At 64.4% G+C, this 15631-nt stretch carries 18 protein-coding genes; 10 read left to right on the top strand and 8 right to left on the bottom strand.

The genetic code is table 11. The features are described from left to right. Positions 1 to 459, top strand: a complete 459-nt coding sequence (locus B0G74_RS42780) for a TspO/MBR family protein (RefSeq protein ID WP_132383710.1) — start codon at positions 1 to 3, stop codon at positions 457 to 459. Between the two features lie 86 nt (positions 460 to 545). On the opposite strand, the gene B0G74_RS42775 is transcribed toward B0G74_RS42780, so the two are convergent. Together B0G74_RS42775 and B0G74_RS42770 are read right to left on the bottom strand one after the other, a co-directional pair. Continuing rightward, positions 546 to 722, bottom strand: coding sequence for a DUF3563 family protein (locus B0G74_RS42775; protein WP_132383708.1), 177 nt, complete (start codon positions 720 to 722; stop codon positions 546 to 548). 107 nt (positions 723 to 829) lie between these two features. Further along, a complete protein-coding gene (locus B0G74_RS42770) occupies positions 830 to 2026 on the bottom strand; it encodes a PHB depolymerase family esterase (protein WP_132383706.1) in 1197 nt (398 codons plus the stop codon). Positions 2027 to 2437: 411 nt separating this feature from the next. Between B0G74_RS42770 and B0G74_RS42765 the strand changes: the two genes are divergently transcribed. The 4 genes from B0G74_RS42765 (at position 2438) to B0G74_RS42750 (ending at position 5449) form a co-directional block, all read left to right on the top strand. Further along, entirely contained in the window at positions 2438 to 3139 is a 702-nt protein-coding gene (locus tag B0G74_RS42765; protein WP_132383704.1) for a phosphatase PAP2 family protein, read from the top strand. A 135-nt stretch (positions 3140 to 3274) separates the two neighbouring features. Then, positions 3275 to 4048 carry a molybdate ABC transporter substrate-binding protein gene (gene modA / locus B0G74_RS42760; RefSeq protein WP_132383702.1) on the top strand — a complete coding sequence of 258 codons (774 nt, stop codon included), beginning with the start codon at positions 3275 to 3277 and terminating at the stop codon, positions 4046 to 4048. Between the two features lie 23 nt (positions 4049 to 4071). Further along, positions 4072 to 4746 (top strand): molybdate ABC transporter permease subunit, encoded by a 675-nt coding sequence (modB, locus tag B0G74_RS42755; RefSeq protein WP_132383700.1) that lies wholly within the window; start codon positions 4072 to 4074, stop codon positions 4744 to 4746. Between the two features lies 1 nt (position 4747). Further along, positions 4748 to 5449, top strand: a complete 702-nt coding sequence (locus B0G74_RS42750; RefSeq protein WP_132383698.1) for an ATP-binding cassette domain-containing protein — start codon at positions 4748 to 4750, stop codon at positions 5447 to 5449. Positions 5450 to 5473: 24 nt separating this feature from the next. Here B0G74_RS42750 and B0G74_RS42745 read toward each other — a convergent pair whose 3' ends face one another. Then, positions 5474 to 6310, bottom strand: a complete 837-nt coding sequence (locus B0G74_RS42745; protein ID WP_132383696.1) for a TOBE domain-containing protein — start codon at positions 6308 to 6310, stop codon at positions 5474 to 5476. 201 nt (positions 6311 to 6511) lie between these two features. Between B0G74_RS42745 and B0G74_RS42740 the strand changes: the two genes are divergently transcribed. Further along, on the top strand, positions 6512 to 7306 hold the full coding sequence (locus B0G74_RS42740) for an SDR family oxidoreductase (RefSeq protein WP_132383694.1): 795 nt from the start codon (positions 6512 to 6514) through the stop codon (positions 7304 to 7306). A 71-nt stretch (positions 7307 to 7377) separates the two neighbouring features. On the opposite strand, the gene B0G74_RS42735 is transcribed toward B0G74_RS42740, so the two are convergent. Further along, positions 7378 to 7761 carry a tautomerase family protein gene (locus tag B0G74_RS42735; protein WP_132383692.1) on the bottom strand — a complete coding sequence of 128 codons (384 nt, stop codon included), beginning with the start codon at positions 7759 to 7761 and terminating at the stop codon, positions 7378 to 7380. A 101-nt stretch (positions 7762 to 7862) separates the two neighbouring features. On the opposite strand from B0G74_RS42735, the gene B0G74_RS42730 reads away from it, so the two are divergent. Together B0G74_RS42730 and B0G74_RS42725 are read left to right on the top strand one after the other, a co-directional pair. Then, entirely contained in the window at positions 7863 to 8714 is an 852-nt protein-coding gene (locus B0G74_RS42730; RefSeq protein WP_132383690.1) for a LysR substrate-binding domain-containing protein, read from the top strand. A gap of 85 nt (positions 8715 to 8799) precedes the next feature. Then, positions 8800 to 9723, top strand: coding sequence for an HTH-type transcriptional regulator ArgP (locus B0G74_RS42725; RefSeq protein WP_132383688.1), 924 nt, complete (start codon positions 8800 to 8802; stop codon positions 9721 to 9723). Between the two features lie 7 nt (positions 9724 to 9730). On the opposite strand, the gene B0G74_RS42720 is transcribed toward B0G74_RS42725, so the two are convergent. Beyond that, complete coding sequence (locus B0G74_RS42720) at positions 9731 to 10297, bottom strand: hypothetical protein (RefSeq protein WP_132383686.1); 567 nt, start codon at positions 10295 to 10297, stop codon at positions 9731 to 9733. Positions 10298 to 10409: 112 nt separating this feature from the next. Here B0G74_RS42720 and B0G74_RS42715 point away from each other — a divergent pair, with 112 nt between their 5' ends. Both B0G74_RS42715 and B0G74_RS42710 read left to right on the top strand, forming a co-directional pair. Further along, positions 10410 to 10847 (top strand): MbcA/ParS/Xre antitoxin family protein, encoded by a 438-nt coding sequence (locus tag B0G74_RS42715; RefSeq protein ID WP_132383684.1) that lies wholly within the window; start codon positions 10410 to 10412, stop codon positions 10845 to 10847. Then, positions 10844 to 11545, top strand: a complete 702-nt coding sequence (locus B0G74_RS42710; protein ID WP_132383682.1) for an RES family NAD+ phosphorylase — start codon at positions 10844 to 10846, stop codon at positions 11543 to 11545. Before B0G74_RS42715 ends, B0G74_RS42710 begins: the two co-directional genes overlap by 4 nt. A gap of 56 nt (positions 11546 to 11601) precedes the next feature. Here B0G74_RS42710 and B0G74_RS42705 read toward each other — a convergent pair whose 3' ends face one another. The 3 genes from B0G74_RS42705 to B0G74_RS42695 all read right to left on the bottom strand — a co-directional run bounded on the left by B0G74_RS42705 (position 11602) and on the right by B0G74_RS42695 (position 15530). Continuing rightward, the gene (locus B0G74_RS42705; protein WP_207915805.1) at positions 11602 to 12339 is read right to left on the bottom strand and encodes a metallophosphoesterase; all 738 of its coding nucleotides are present in this window, start codon (positions 12337 to 12339) and stop codon (positions 11602 to 11604) included. Positions 12340 to 12484: 145 nt separating this feature from the next. Next, entirely contained in the window at positions 12485 to 13909 is a 1425-nt protein-coding gene (locus B0G74_RS42700) for a cytochrome c (RefSeq protein ID WP_132383678.1), read from the bottom strand. Between the two features lie 19 nt (positions 13910 to 13928). Then, entirely contained in the window at positions 13929 to 15530 is a 1602-nt protein-coding gene (locus tag B0G74_RS42695; RefSeq protein ID WP_132383676.1) for a GMC family oxidoreductase, read from the bottom strand. Between the last annotated feature and the right edge of the window lie 101 nt (positions 15531 to 15631).

Genomic DNA, 15631 nt, shown 5'->3' with positions numbered 1-15631 from the left:
ATGCGCCGATTGCCGTCGCTGCTGGTGTTTCTTGTTTTGGCGTTCGCAGCCGCATTCGTTGCGAGCCGGTTTTTGCCTGACGCCTGGTACGTGGCGCTGCAAAAGCCCGCGTTCAATCCGCCGGATTGGGTGTTCCCGCCGGCGTGGTCGGTGCTGTATGTGCTGATGGCGATTGCCGCCTGGCGCGTGTGGAAACGCGACGGCCTGAGCGCATCGATCGTTTTATGGCTGGTGCAGTTGCTGTTCAACGCGGCCTGGATGTGGCTCTTTTTCGGCCTGCATCGACCGGGCGTGGCGCTGGCCGATATTTTGATACTGCTGATATTGATCGTCGCGCTGACATGGGCATTCTGGCGACGAGACCGCTGGGCAGGCGGATTATTGATGCCCTATGTCGCCTGGGTGGCGTTCGCCGCGGTGTTGAATCACGCGTTGTGGCAATTGAATCCGGCTGTCTGAGCGCTTGCGACAATCTGCGACAGCTTGGGGCGCCTCACCCGAACACCGGCGTCGCAATCCGCGCCGATGTTTTTGACTTGCGCAGCTTAGTGCTGGCTCATCCACGACGGTTGGCGAAGGTTCGCCTCACGGTCCAGCTTACGCATACGGAATTCCAGATCGTACAGATCCGTTGCTTCGGCGAGGAAAGCGTCAGCGCGTTCTTTCGCGAGTTGATCGGGCGATTTGGTCAGAAACAGAAACAGGCGGCTAAGCAGATACATGGTCAACCTCGGCAATGAGTTTAGGCGTTAACGCCTAAGGGATAACCCGTATTATAGGGAAAACCCTAGTAACGCGCCAGCACTCATTTCGAAGTGTTGCTCCAACGTCACCGTGCGCCCGCTGAGGCCGCTGCGGCGTCCGCTTCCGCGATACGGCCTGTGCCTGTACGGCGCTGGTGCTTGAAAAATTCCCACACCATGGCGCTTGCGTCGGGACCTTTGGCTGAATGAAACGGCACGGCGTCGTCGCCGCCGCTCCAGGCATGGGCAAGCCCTTGCACACGGCACAGCCGCACCACACGCCGCCCACCGCGCAGGTAGTCGCGCATGACCACGCCGCCCTTGCGGTCCTCGCGGACTTCACCGGATTTGCGCGCGCCGTTCTGGTCGACGATGCGGTTCAGGCGGAGAAACTGCACGGCCAGTTGGTCGGCATTGATCGGCGAGACCACATGGTCGGCGTCGCCGTGGATGATGATGGCCGGCATGCCGGGGTAACGCGCCACGTCGGCGGTTTCGTCGACCAGTTCGGCCGGTTCGCGGCGCGCACCGCGCCGCATCACGTCCATCGCCGCGACGCCGGAACGCGCCTCGCCGAAAGCGGGGCCGGAATGCAGCGCGACCGCTGCGAAATGCTCCGGATAGTTGACGGCCAGAAGCGCCGTCAGGCCGGCGCCGGCGGAGATTCCGGCGACGTACACGCGCTCGCTGTCGAAACCATGCTGCGCGACCAAGGCGTCCACCAGCGACACCACCGCTCGCGCTTCGGCACCGCCGGCGCTATCGCCGGCGTCGTACCAATGCCAGCAGCGGTGCGAGTGCACGTGCTTCGACTGTTCCGGATAAACCACGGCAAAGCCGAAGCGGTCGGCGAGCACGTTCATCCGCGTACCTTCGGCGAATTCGTCGATCGACTGCGTGCAGCCGTGCAGCATCACCACCAGCGGCATGGCCTCGAGCGCATGGCCGGTCGGGACATACAAGCCGTACTGAAGATGATTGACGAGCCGGCCGGGCGCGGCGGGCGCCGAGTGGAACGAGCGCGTCCACGAGCCGCTTGCCCATGCCGACGCGCGTGGACGCACCCGCGACTCGCGAGCGGCGGCGCGCGGCACTTCGCGCTTGGCGGGCGCACGCACCACCGCATCCAGCTTGACCGGGCGAACTTTGGTGGACGGCTTACTGGTGGCGGGCCGGGCCGGTCGCGTCGTTGTGCGCTTGGTTGTTTTGCGGGCGTGCTCGGTTTGGATCGCGAGCAGCCGCTTCAGACCGCGCAGCCAGATTTTCGATAGACTTTTTGCCATTGGCGGAAAAACCTCGCAAAAAGGGACAGGGTCCGTCCGGTAGAACGGCGCTTTGTTGTGCAATGCACAATAACACCAATCCTCATGCGATGCTGGAACCCTGGAATGCTATCCGGGACCGAATTTTCCGCCCGGCGAACCTTGTCACGAGGCTGGCGTCAAAGCCCGGCAAGGCTCGTCCGCTGTTTATCTGCCATTTGTCGGCCGAATCTTTATCACTTGTTCGTCAGCTAACGTTAAGCGGCAAAAAGCTACGTGCGCGGCGCGCCGCCCTGCAGCACCCGTCTATACTGGCGGTTGATTCTTTGCCGCGCGCGACTTACGCCGCGCCGGCCGAGTGGGCGAATTGCGCCGCTCGTGCGTTACCCACCACCAACCCGATTCTACGCGGCCTTGGTCGCGCTTTTTGCCATGCCCGATTTACCTGCCCACCTTTGGTATTCGATCACCAGCCTCGGCGGCGCCGGCATGACGCTGCCGCTCGCGTTCGCCATCGCGTTGTGGCTGGCGGTCGGCTACACATGGCGCATGGCGGCGGGCTGGCTGCTGCTGCTCGGCGCGGCCATCGGCATTGTGACGGTGACGAAGCTGGCATTCCTCGGCTGGGGTGTCGGCGTGCGAGAGCTGGACTTCACCGGCGTCAGCGGCCATGCCATGCTATCCACCGCGGTCTATCCGGTCGTGCTGTTCCTCATACTGTTGCCGGCGCGTCCAGGCATCCGGCTGGCCGGCGTGCTGCTCGGCCTTGCCGCGGGGATCGCGGTGGGGTTGTCGCGCGTCGTGCTGAGCGCTCACTCGCCGTCTGAAGCCATCACCGGCTGCCTGACCGGCGCGTTGGCGGCGCTGGTGTTCGTCCGCCTCGCGTGGCATGCGGAGCCGGGCCGGCTGTCGGTTCTGCCCGTCGCCGTCAGCATGATGGTCCTCGCGGTGCTGGTGCACGGCGTGCACGTACCGACGCAGCGCTGGGTCACGCATATCGCGCTGAAAGTGTCCGGTCATGACCGGCCGTTCATTCGCGCGAAGTGGAAGGCGGTACGCGATGTCCGTCCGGCCACGGCGCCGCTGTCGCAAACGCTCAACACGCTGGCGCCGCCGCATTCGTCCGACGCCTGAATCATCTCCCGTTGCTCGACGAGCCGCTTCATGCGCACGGCTGAATAATTGTCATGGGCCACCGTTATAACCTTTCATATATTACGATAGCGTTTTAACCCGCCGATCCGGTTCACGCCGGACTTCCAATCCTTCATGACACTCTCCCGCCGCCTTCTGAAGCAAGCGCTGTTCGTCGCCAGCGCTGTCTCCGTCGCCATCAGCGCCAACGCGCACGCCGACGAACTGGTGGTTTCCGCCGCCGCCAGCCTGACCAACGCGTTCAAGGCGGTCAGTGAAGTGTTCGAGCAGCAGCATCCGGGCACCAAGGTGCTGCTGAACTTCGGCGCCTCCGACGTACTAATGCAGCAGATCGTCAAGGGCGCGCCCGCCGACGTGTTCGCGTCCGCGGATCAAAAGGCCATGGACAAGGCCGCCGCCGAAAAAGTGATCGTGCCGGCCACGCGCCGCGACTTCGCCGCTAATTCACTGGTGTTGATCGTGCCGACCGACAGCCATTTCGCGCCGACCGCTCTGAACGATCTGACTTCGGCGAGCGTGAAGCGCGTCGCGTACGGCGATCCGGCTTCCGTGCCGGTCGGCCGATACACCCAGGGCGCTCTGCAGGCCGCGGGCGTGTGGGATGCGGTGAGCGCGAAGGCGGTGCTGGCCTCGAACGTGCGTCAGAGCCTCGACTATGTGTCGCGTGGCGAAGTCGACGCCGGCTTCGTGTTCAGCACCGACGCCGCCGTCATGCCGGACAAGGTCAAGGTCGCGCTCAACGTGCCGACGCAAACGCCGATCACCTATCCGATCGCGCAAGTGGAAGGCAGCCGCCACGCAGCGGACGCGCAAGCGTTCATGAACTTCGTGCTGTCGCCGGCCGGCCAGGCCGTGCTCGCCAAGTACGGCTTCAAGCCCGCGCACTAACTTCACCGGGACGACTCACGCTCATGCAACAGGCCTGGATTCCGCTTCTGCTGTCGTTGAAAGTGGCGGGCTGGGCCACCGCGCTCAATCTGGTATTCGGCGTCGCGGCGGGCTTCGGTTTGTCGCGCTGGCGCTCCGGCGCGCGCGACGTGATCGACTCGCTGCTGATGCTGCCGCTCGTCATGCCGCCCACCGTGCTCGGCTATTACCTGCTCGTTCTGCTCGGACGGCGTGGCGTGATCGGCGGCTGGCTCGACCGCTTCGATATCCAGTTGGTGTTCACCTGGCAGGGCGCGGTGATCGCGTCGACGGTCGTGGCGTTTCCGCTTGTACTGAAATCGGCGCGCGCCGCCTTCGAGGCCGTCGATCCGCAACTCGAGCGCGCCGCGCGCACGCTCGGCGTCAGCGAGACGGCCGTGTTCTTTCGCGTGACGCTGCCGCTCGCCGCGCGTGGCATTCTCGCCGGCGGCCTGCTGGCGTTCGCGCGGGCGCTCGGCGAATTCGGCGCGACGCTGATGATCGCGGGCAATCTGCCGGGACGCACGCAGACGCTGTCGGTAGCGGTGTATTCAGCCGTGCAGGCCGGCGACGACAGCACCGCGAATTTCCTCGTGCTCGTGACCTCGGTGACGTGCGTCGTGATCCTGTTGCTTGCGGGGCGTCTCGTGCCGCAGCACACGTTGTTGAAGTCGGGTTGATATGCTGCTCGCCGTCGACATCCGCAAGACCTTCCAGAGCGCCGAGCGACGTTTCACGCTCGATGTCGCCTTCAACGCGACCTCGCAACGCGTCGTGCTGTTCGGGCCGTCGGGTGCGGGCAAGAGTCTGACGTTGCAGGCTATCGCCGGCCTGCTGCGTCCCGACGAAGGCTCGATCACGCTGCACGGCAACGCGCTGTTCGACAGCGTGCGCGGCGTCGATCTGAAACCGCAGGCGCGCAAGCTCGCCTATCTGTTTCAGGATTACGCGCTATTTCCGCATCTGAATGTGCGGCAGAACATCGGCTTCGGTTTGCAGCAGGGTTGGCTCAATCCGCGCAAGCGGATCGCGCATCCGCAGATCGATTACTGGCTCGATGCCTTGGAGTTGAAGAGCGTGGCGGGCAACCATCCGGCGCAGCTTTCCGGTGGACAAAAGCAGCGCGTGGCGCTGGCGCGAGCGCTCGTCGCGCAACCTCAGGTGCTGTTGCTGGACGAACCGTTTTCGGCGCTCGACAGCGTCTTGCGTCAGCGCATGCGCCGCGAGTTGTCCGATCTGCAGACACGGCTCGATATTCCGATGGTGTTGATCACGCACGATCCCGACGATGTCGCCGCCTTCGGCGATCAGGTCGTGCAGGTCAGCGATGGCTGCGTGCGCGAGGATCATCCGTTCGCCGGCTATGCGCGCAGCGAGCCTTGACTCGATCGTTAGCGTTTCGCGCGCTCAGTCCTTCACCCCGAGAATCACACTCGACGCCTTGAACGCGGCGACAGCGCTCCCGCCTTCCACGAGGCCGAGCGTGTCGACGCTCTCATTCGTGACGACCGCGGTAATCACCGCGCCGCCATCCAGCACCAGCGAGACCTCGGCATTGACCGCGCCGCGCTTCACGCTCTGCACCGTGCCGCGCAACTGATTGCGCGCCGAGAGCTTGAGCGGCGCACCGCTTTCGTTGTCGACGAGCAGCACGACCCACGACGCCTTGATTAACGCGAACGCCGCGGCGCCCTCGGCGAGGTCCAGCGTCTCGGTGCTTTCATGCGTGATGACCGAGACAATCGCATGGCCGCCGGACAGCGTCAGCACGACTTCGTCGTTGACAGTGCCGCGCGTGATCGCCGACACCGTGCCATACAGCTGATTGCGCGCACTCGTCTTCACGCCGATGCGGCCAATCAGATCCCAGTCCGTCGCGAATCCTTCGATCGCCGCGCCCGCGCGTTCGAGAAAGCGTTGGTGCTCGCGTTCCACCGCGCGAAACGTCTCGATCAGCTTGACAGCGCGCGGCGTCAGCGTGGTGCCGCCGCCGCCTTTGCCGCCGGTCAGGCGCACCACGAGCGGCTCGCCGGCGAGATTGTTCATCGTATCGACGGCATCCCACGCGCCTTTATAGCTCATGCCGACGGCTTTGGCCGCGCTGGTGATCGAGCCGGTCTCGCCGATCGCCGCGAGCAGCGCGATCCGCGACGCGCCGCCGAGCGTCTGCGCGCCCGCCTGAAACCAGACGGAACCGCCGAGCTCGAGATTGTCGCGGGAAGGATCGGTGTGGTCGGATGTCATGGCGAGGAGCAGTCGATGAGCGAGGAAAGGACGACGAATCATTATAGCGACGCAGACCCGCGTCACCGGCCGCGCGGCCAGCCGACTTCGAAGCGGGATAGATGGGATACTTTCAGTTCGACGCTTCGAACACCACGCCCTTTGCATTTTCGGCGCGCCGGCTTTGGCCGGCGCGCCGCAACGTCAACAAGGAGCAAGACAGTGAACATCGATCTATCGGGCAAGACCGCTATCGTCAGCGCATCCACGGCGGGCATCGGGCTTGCGATCGCCACCGGCATTGCCGCGTCAGGCGCGCAGACCATTATCAACGGACGCAAGCAGGAAGCGGTGGACCGCGCGATCGAGACGATCCGCAAGACCGCGCCGCAAGCGAAATTGCAGGGCTTCGCGGGCGACCTCGGCACGCTGGAAGGTTGCGACGCGTTGGCGAAAGCCGTGCCGCAGACGGATATCCTGGTGAACAACCTCGGCGTCTTCGGACCCGGCGACATCTTCACCACCGAAGACGACGACTGGGAGCGCTACTTTCAGGTCAACGTGATGTCGGGCGTGCGGCTCACGCGCCACTACCTGAAAGGGATGATGGAGCGCAAATGGGGCCGCGTGGTGTTCATCTCGTCCGAGTCGGCATTGAATATTCCGCCGGATATGCTCGCCTATGGTTTTTCGAAGACCGCGCAATTGAGCATCGCGCGCGGCATCGCCAAACAGGCGGCCGGCAGCGGCGTGACAGTGAATGCCGTGCTGCCCGGACCGACCCTGTCCGACGGCTTCCGTTCGATGGTCGAAGACACCGCGAAAGAGCAAGGTAAAACCGTCGAACAGGTCGCCACGGAGTTCGTCCGCGAGCACCGAAGCAGTTCGATCATCCAGCGCGCGGCCACCACCGAGGAAGTGGCGAACATGGTCGTCTACGTCTGCTCGCCGCAGGCCTCGGCGACGACCGGCGCGGCGCTACGCGTCGATGGCGGCGTGATCGATACGATTGCGTAACGTTGCCGCTTTTCTAACGAACGACGGGCGGCATGGCCGCCCGTCTTCACGTCATGTCATGGCCGCAATCTTCACAACGCGTACTGTGCGATGCCGTTGCCGAACGACCAGTTCTCCTTCAGCACCTCGACGAGATTGATGAATACATCCTCGCGTCGCAGCCCGGGCGATTCCGCCAGTTCGTCCGCCATACGCTTGTACAGCGCCTTCTTCATCTCGAGCGTGCGCGTGTTGTTCAGCGTGATCTGAATGATCACGAGATCATCGCTTCGCTGCACGTTCAGATATTGATCGTCGTACACAAAATTGCCGGCCTCATGCTCGGTGATCAGCATGAAGATGTCGTCCTTCGGCACGTTGAAGGTGTCCACCAGCGAACGCTGGATGCTCTGCGTCACCGCCTTCCGGTATTCGGCGGACTTGCCTGCGCGCAATGCGATTCGTGTGAGCGGCATGATGAAACTCCTTGGCTGCGGTTGATTGGGTAAACACAGCTTAGGCGCACTCAGTCATAATAAACAGACATCATTGATGATTTCATCTATATCCATCGAAAATGAAAGTTCTCGATCTCGACGCGGTTCGAGCGTTCGTTCTGGTCGCCGACCTGCGTAGCTTCACGCGTGCGGCAGATGCGCTCGACACGACCCAATCGGCCGTCAGCCTCAAGCTCAAGCGGCTGGAAGCCCATCTGGGCAAGCAATTGCTCGAGCGTACGCCGCGTGTGGTGCGCCTGTCCGCGGACGGCAATGCGTTCCTCAGCGCCGCGCGCGACCTGCTGAATGCGCATGAACGCGCGCTGGGGTCGCTATCGGTCGAGCGCCGGCGGCTCGCGTTGGGGCTCAGCGAGCATGTCGCGGGACCGGACTTGCCGCTCCTGCTCGGCAGGCTCAATGCGCACGATCCGGGGCTGGTGATCGAATTGCATCTGGGCATGTCCGCCGCGCTGCTCGCGCAATTCGACGAACGCCGCCTCGACGCGGTGATCGTCCGCTACGGCGCCGACGAACCGCCACGCGACGACGCCCAGGTGCTCTTTAGCGAACCGCTCGGCTGGCTCGCCACGCCGGCGTGGTTGCCGCGAGTCGGCGAGCCATTGGCGCTGGCGCTGTTGAGCCCGCCGTGCAACGTGCGCGACGTGGCACTGCGAGCGCTCGCGCAGGCGGGCGTTGGCTGGCAGGAAGTATTCGTCGGCGGCGGCGTGGCGGCCGTCGGCGCGGCCGTGGCGGCGGGCCTGGCGGTGTCGCCGCTGGCGCGCCGCGTGGCGCCGCGCGGCCTGATCGACGTCGGCGTGCGGCTCGGTTTGCCGGCGCTGCCGGAATCGCGCGTCACGCTGCATTCGCGGGTTAGGGACGAGCGGTCGGCGGAGACCTTGCGGCTGGTGACCAACGGGTTGGCGATGCAATGACAAAACGACTCACCGCCTTCCCCCGCGGATAAACTTCGCCGCCTTTCGCTTAAGCTAGAAAAGTTATCCCTTTCAAAGTAGATCCGTGGACCTCGACCCTCGACAAACCGCCGCCGTCCGCGCGGTCATCGAAACCGGCAGCTTCGAGCAGGCCGCTGTGCGGCTGAATCTCACGTCGTCGGCGGTATCGCAGCGTGTGCGGGCGCTCGAAACACGGCTGGGCAACCCACTGATCGTGCGCACGCGGCCGTGCCGTGCGACGCAGATGGGCCAGCGTCTGCTGCAATATCTGCGGCGCGCCGCCCTGCTCGAAGACGATTTCGCCAGCGATCTTGCACGCGCCGACGAAGCGCTCCTTAGCGTCGCCGCCGCCGTCAATGCGGACACGCTGTCGACGTGGTTTTTCCCCGCCCTCTCCGACATCTTGCTGCAAGAAAACGTGCTGCTCGACCTGACCGTCGACGACCAGGACCACACGCACGCCCTGCTCGCCTCCGGCCTCGCGATCGGCTGCATCACCACCGAACCGGCGCCCATGGGCGGCTGCTTCGCCGAACGGCTCGGCGCCATGCGCTACCGGCTGGTGGCGTCGGCGGCGTTCGTGCAGCGATGGTTTCCGAATGGCTTGACGCGCGAAAGCGCGCGGCGCGCGCCGGTGATCCTGTCCTCACGCAAGGACGCGTTGCAGGCGCGTTTTCTCGAGACGCGCTTCGGCCTGCCGCCGGAAGCCTATCCCTGTCACTACGTGCCCGCGCCGGTCCCGCGTTACATGGCGATCCAGCGCGGCCTGGCGTACGGCATGGTGCCCGAACTGGAATTCGGCGATGCGTTAGAGCGCGGCGATCTGATCGACCTGGCGCCGAAGCAGCCCACCGACGTCGAGTTGTACTGGCACGCGTGGAAGGTCCAGTCGCCGCGCCTGGAAAAGCTGTCGGCGCGCATCGTCGAACTTGGGCGCACCGCGTTGGGGGCGCCAGGCAGCAAACCGAAGCGCAAACGCGCGGCTTGACCGCGGATCAGTGAATAATCGGCGGCAGCGAACCGCTGCTGGCCGTGGCGGGATTGCTCGTTGCGTTCGCCGGATTGGCTTGAACGTTTGCGGACGGCGCCGGCACATTCACGTGGGATGCAGCCGGTTTCGCCGCGACCTTGGCCGTTTGCGGGTTAGCCTGACGAGCCGGGACCACCAGATTCGCGTGCACGACCTTGCCCTGGCTCGGTTGGGTCTGGACGAACTGCGCGTGCGGCTTTTTACTCTGCGCCATCACGGCCGCTTTCGATTGGGTTTTGCCTCCATGCGTCGCGCTGAACCCGCTCTTCGCGGCGCCCTTGGCCGCCACCTTCTTCACGCTGGCATGCGCCGCCGGCTTGTTGCCATGCCCCGTCGTCGCTGTCACGTGCTTCGAAGCGGCCTTCGACGCTGTCTTCGAACCGGCGCTAGACTTGACCTTCTTGCCCGGCTTCGTGACATGCCCGCTCGCCTCGGGCGGGTTCCATACTTCGGCATAACCCGCGGCCATGGCCGCGCCCGACACACACCACACGGCAAGCGCCGCTCCTGCTGCAACTGCTCGAACGCCCATCTCCTGCTTCTCCTGATCTTCGACTTTATGACGAGCCCGGATTATATTCTCTTGCAAAAATCCACATTTAGACTAATATCAATTTCAAGTACAAATTAGGACTTACCCACTCATGGCTCACGCTGCCCGTGCCACCCAGCCCGAAGCGCCGATTCGTCGGCCAGTTTCGGAACCCACGCTAACGGAAATGTCCGCGGCGGGTCTACGCGCGTTCTTCAAAATCGCGCACGACTGGGACCTGAACGCGGAAGAACAGATCGTGCTGCTCGGCTCGCCGGGCCGCTCCACCTACTTCAAATGGAAGTCGGCGCCTGAAACGGCCCGCCTCGGGCGCGACACGCTAGAACGCCTGTCACTGCTGCTCGGCATCTATAAAGCGCTGCAAATCCTGTTGCCGCAAGCCAGTGCCGCCGACACCTGGATCAAACGTCCCAACAGCGCGCCGCCGTTCGGCGGCCGCCGCGCGCTGGACCGCATGCTGGCGGGCAACATCAGCGACCTCGTGGCGGTGCGCCAGTATCTGGACGCAATGCGAGGCGGCTGGGCGTGACACAACCGCATTGGCAGGACCGCTGGCGCACGGCGCCGCTCGATTGGTCGCCCGCGTATCGCGTGATTCCGACGCGCTTTCCGGCCGTCAATCTGTTCGACCGGGTCGCTTCGCCGGAAGATTTCGACGCCTTGTACGCGCTCGAAGCCATGACCAACGACCGTCTGCGCACCGAAGTCGGCGAGCTCGATCTGGTGCCGCGCGAAGAACGCCGTTTCGGACCGGGCTACGGGCCGATCATGGCCGCGTTGACGCATCTGAATCCGCTCGGCAGCCGTTTCTCGGACGGCACATACGGCGTGTTCTATTGCGCGCGCTCACGCGCCACCGCGATCGCCGAAACGCGTTATCACACAGGGAAATTTCTGGAAGCGACGGCCGAGCCGCCCATGCGCCAGCAGATGCGTCTTTACACCGTCGCCGCGCAAGGCAGCGTGGTGGACATTCGCGGCGACGCATCGGTGGATCTCGCGGTGCTGTCGCCGGATGACTATCTGGCCGGGCAGTCTCTCGGCCGGGCCATCCGCGCGGGAGGTGCGCCGGGTATCGTGTATCCGTCGGTACGGGATGACGGCGGCGAGTGCCTCGCCGCGTTCAAAACGACGCTGCTGCGCGACTGCCATCACGCGGCGTATCTGGAATACAACTGGAATGGCACGAGCGTGGATATGGTGTTCGAACTCAGCCAGGTCGGCTGATAGCTCGGCCTAAATGGACTGCGCGTGGCCTGCGCGCGCAGTCGCCAACGCCGCCGTCAAGGCAGCGCCAGCGCCGCCGCGCCTTCCGCGCGGGCCTCTTCGGTCGAGACGGACCAGCGCCGCAAGGCCAGCGGCTCCACGATCGTGAGCTTGCCGCCTGGCCCGAACGCGCCGGTGTCGATGAACACCTGTGAGCCGACCTGCTTGATGTCGCGCATCGGCGTGTGGCCGCAATAGGTCAGCGAGAGACCGCGCTGCCGCTGCGGATCGCCGTTGCCCAACGCCAGGTCGCGGCCCCACAACAATCGCTGGCGGGTGTCGGCGGAGAAATTCCCCGCGTCGAGCTCCGCGTCCGAGCCGAAGAATTCGGCATGCAGAATATTGAAGCGCTCCTTGCCGCTGCCGACCACGCGCGCAAGCGGCAACCCGCGCAGGATTTCTGCGTAATGCTGCAAGCGTTCGTCAGATAGCTGCGCCGCCCAGATGCCGCCGATTCCGTACCACCATTGACGCCGCAAGCGCCCGTCGGCGACCGCGCACAGCGTGTCTTCGTGATTGCCGAGCACGGCGAAAAACCACGGCTTGTCGAGCAGCGCCAGAGCCAGTTCGGAATTCTCGCCGCGATCCACCAGATCGCCGACCGAGAAGAGCCGGTCGCGCTCCGGGTCGAACGTGATCACGCGCAGCAGATAGCGCAATGCATCGACGCAGCCATGCAGATCCCCGACCACGAAGTCGCGGCCGCTCCGGTTGGCCGGGTGATGCTGGACGGAATTGACGAGTACGGTAGCCATGCGTTCATGATAATGCGGCATCCGCAATGCGTATGCGCGCTGCCTATCGTTTCTTGGCGCCGTGGAGGGCGAGAATGACGCAAATCAACGCAAAAGCGCCATGTTTCCGGCAGGCCTTACCGGAAACACGCCGTCTGCGCGGTCACTATTGCTGAGTTCGCAATTTGCCGATCTGATCAGCCGTCACGGTCGATTGGGGATTGCCGAACTGTTTGGTCACATAGTTGGTGATGGCGGCCACCTGGTCGTCGGTGAGCTGGCTGGCGAATGCGGGCATCAACACGTCCGCCTGTTTCGTCGTACGGGTGACGCCGTGCAGGATCACCATCGCCAGATTGTTGGCGTCGCTCGCACCCACCACGGAGTTGTGAATCAGCGACGGATACGCACCCGGCGCGCTCGCGCCCACGCCTTGACCCGTCCAGCTATGGCAGCTTGCACAATTGGCGACGAACAGTTGCGCACCGTTCACGGCGTGGACGGCGGTGCCGCGCAGCGCCGTGACGTCGTCGGCGGGATTGCCCCACTGGTCGCGCGGGCGTGATTCGCCGCCGCTGATCGGCGGCACCGCGCGCAGATACGCGACGATCGAGCCGAGATCCTCGCGCGTCAGATATTGCGTGCTGTCGGCTACCACCTCGGCCATCGGACCGGCCGCATTGGCACGGCCCGGCGCCGCGCCGGTCGACAGATACGACACCAGTTCGTCGTCGCTCCAGTTGCCCACGCCGCTGTTCTTGTCCGACGTGATGTTGTACGCGTGCCAGCCGGCCTGCACCGCGCCGGAGAAACGCGAACTCGTCTTCAAGCCCTGCGTGAAATTGCGCGGCGTATGGCATTCCTCGCAATGCGCGAGCCCTTGCACCAGATACGCACCGCGATTCCACTCGGCGCTTTGCTTGGGATCGGGCACGAAGCGGCCCTCGGTGAAATTGAACAGGTTCCAGAACACCATCAGCCAGCGCTGATTGAATGGGAATTTCAGGCTGTTGCCGGGCGGCGTGTAGTGGATCGGCGTGAGCGTGTTCAGATACGCGCGAATCGCCAGCACGTCCTGATCGGTGACCTTGGTGTACTCCGCATAAGGGAAGGCCGGATACAGGCGCTCGCCGCCTTTGCCGATGCCCTCGTGCATGGCGCGCAGAAAATCGGCGTCGCTCCATTGGCCGATGCCGGTGTCCGGATCGGGCGTGATGTTCGGCGTCACGATGGTGCCGAACGGTGTGTTGATCGGCAGCCCGCCCGCGAAGGGCCGCGCTTTGTCCGCCGTGTGGCACGCCACGCAATCGCCGGCGCGCGCGAGGTATTCGCCGCGCTTGACCAGGTCGCCGCCGGCCGCCGTCACCGGCAAGGCCGCGCCGCTGATCGCTTGCGAGGCGTCGTCGGCGCGGGCCTGCGTGATCGGCAGTTCGTCGTTACGTTGCGTGTCGGGGCCGTGCGCCTCATACCAGGCGACGTACAGCGCGAACAGCGAAAAAATCGCGGCCAGCGTCGCGACTCTGAGGCGGCGGCGGCGGGCGTTCCGCGCAAGCGCCTCGAGCGGCTGCACGCGAGAGGGGTTCTTCGTCATTGTGGCTCTCCGTTCACGCTCAGATTTCACGCTTGAGCTTGTCGGCCAGCTTCAGCGACAGGGCCGCGATCGTCAGCGTGCAATTCACCGAGGCCGCGGTCGGCATCACGCCGCTGCTGGCGATGAACAGATTGGAGTGGTCATGCGTGCGGCAGTCCGCATCGACGACCGAATCCGCCGGATCGCTGCCCATGATCGTGGTGCCCATGATGTGATTGTTCGGCGCGAAGGTGTCGTCGAAGGTCACCTCGGCGCCGCCGAACAGCGCGGCGATTTGCGCATACAGTTCGTGCGTATTGGCCGCGCTTTTCTTCACGTAGTCGTTGATCGAGTAGTAGATTTCCGGCTGCGGAATGCCGAGCGCATCCTTGTGATCCGCCGACGGCACCACGCGGTTCTGCGGCTCCGCCAGGTGCTCATGGAAGCTGTTGATATTCAGCGTGCGCGCCGCGCGGTCGCGTATCTGCCGGTCGAGTTCGGCGCCGGTCAGGCCTTTTTTCAGGAGATCGGCGGTCACGCTCATCGTGGGCACGCCGTTCGAGAGATGCAGCTTCTTCGCGGCGTAGTCCGAACGGAACGCGCCATCGCGGAAGTTGACGATCGAGGTCATCTCCATCGGTCCGCGTCCCGGCCACAGCGGTTCATTGGCGAGGAACGCGACGCCCGTGCCCGGATGATCCATCAGGTTGCGGCCCACCTGATCGGAACTGTTGCCGACGCCGTGCGGGAATTTATCGGACGTCGACATCAGCATCAGCTTCGGCGTTTCGATGCCGTTCGCGGCAAGCACGAATAGTTTGCCGCTCACGCGCGTGCTGTTGCCGTTCGGGTCCTTGTAGTGGACCGCGGTGATCAGCCCTTTATTGTCCGCTTCGACGCGATACACTACCGCTTCGGGAATCAGTTTCGCGCCGGCCTGTTCGGCCTTCTCCGCATGCACGACGCCGTTGTACATCGCGGCGATCGGGCAGATCGGCATGCAGTTGTTGTTGCCACAGCAGGTGGGCCGCGCGTCGTACGGACGGCTGTTGCGGGCCACCGGCTCGGGCACGACCTTGAAGCCTTGCGCATTGAGCACGTCGCTGAAACGCTGATCCATATACGAGAGCGGAAGCTGGCTCATCGGATACGGTTTCGAGCGCGGCGAGCCGAGATCGATCGAACTGCCGGGACCCGACACGCCGAGCTGCACTTCAGCCGCCGAATACCACGGCTCCAGCGTTTCATACGGATAAGGCCAGTCGCGTCCCACGCCGTACAGCTTGTGCAACTGGAAGTCCGACGGCAACAGCCGCCATGCGGCCGCCGCCCAATGCCAGGTGGTGCCGCCCACCAGCCGCAGGTACTGCGAGCTATACGGATAGTCGCCTTTCTGGATCAGATAATTGTTGGCGGGCGCGTACTCGGGATGCGGCGCATAAGGCGTGGATGGGTACGGCGTCGCGAAGTCCGACTTGACCGGCGAGTTGCGGAAGTTCTCGACGATCTGCCAACGCGGAATGCGCGGCCCGGCTTCGAGCAGAATCACCGACGCGCCGGCCAGCGCCATCTGATGCGCGACCAGTCCGCCCGCCACGCCCGAACCGACTACGACGATGTCGGCGGAATTTGAGTTTGCCATTATTGCCCTCTTGTGCAGAGCACTTATCTTTGTTTGCGTTGTTTGCTGTACTCGCGTGCCGCCACTGCGTCGAATGACTCAGTCGAACAATGCGGCACGCG

Origin of the sequence: Paraburkholderia sp. BL9I2N2, from assembly GCF_004339745.1 — a bacterium.
Taxonomy (GTDB): Bacteria; Pseudomonadota; Gammaproteobacteria; order Burkholderiales; family Burkholderiaceae; genus Paraburkholderia.
This window is presented reverse-complemented; position numbering and strand designations above follow the sequence as displayed.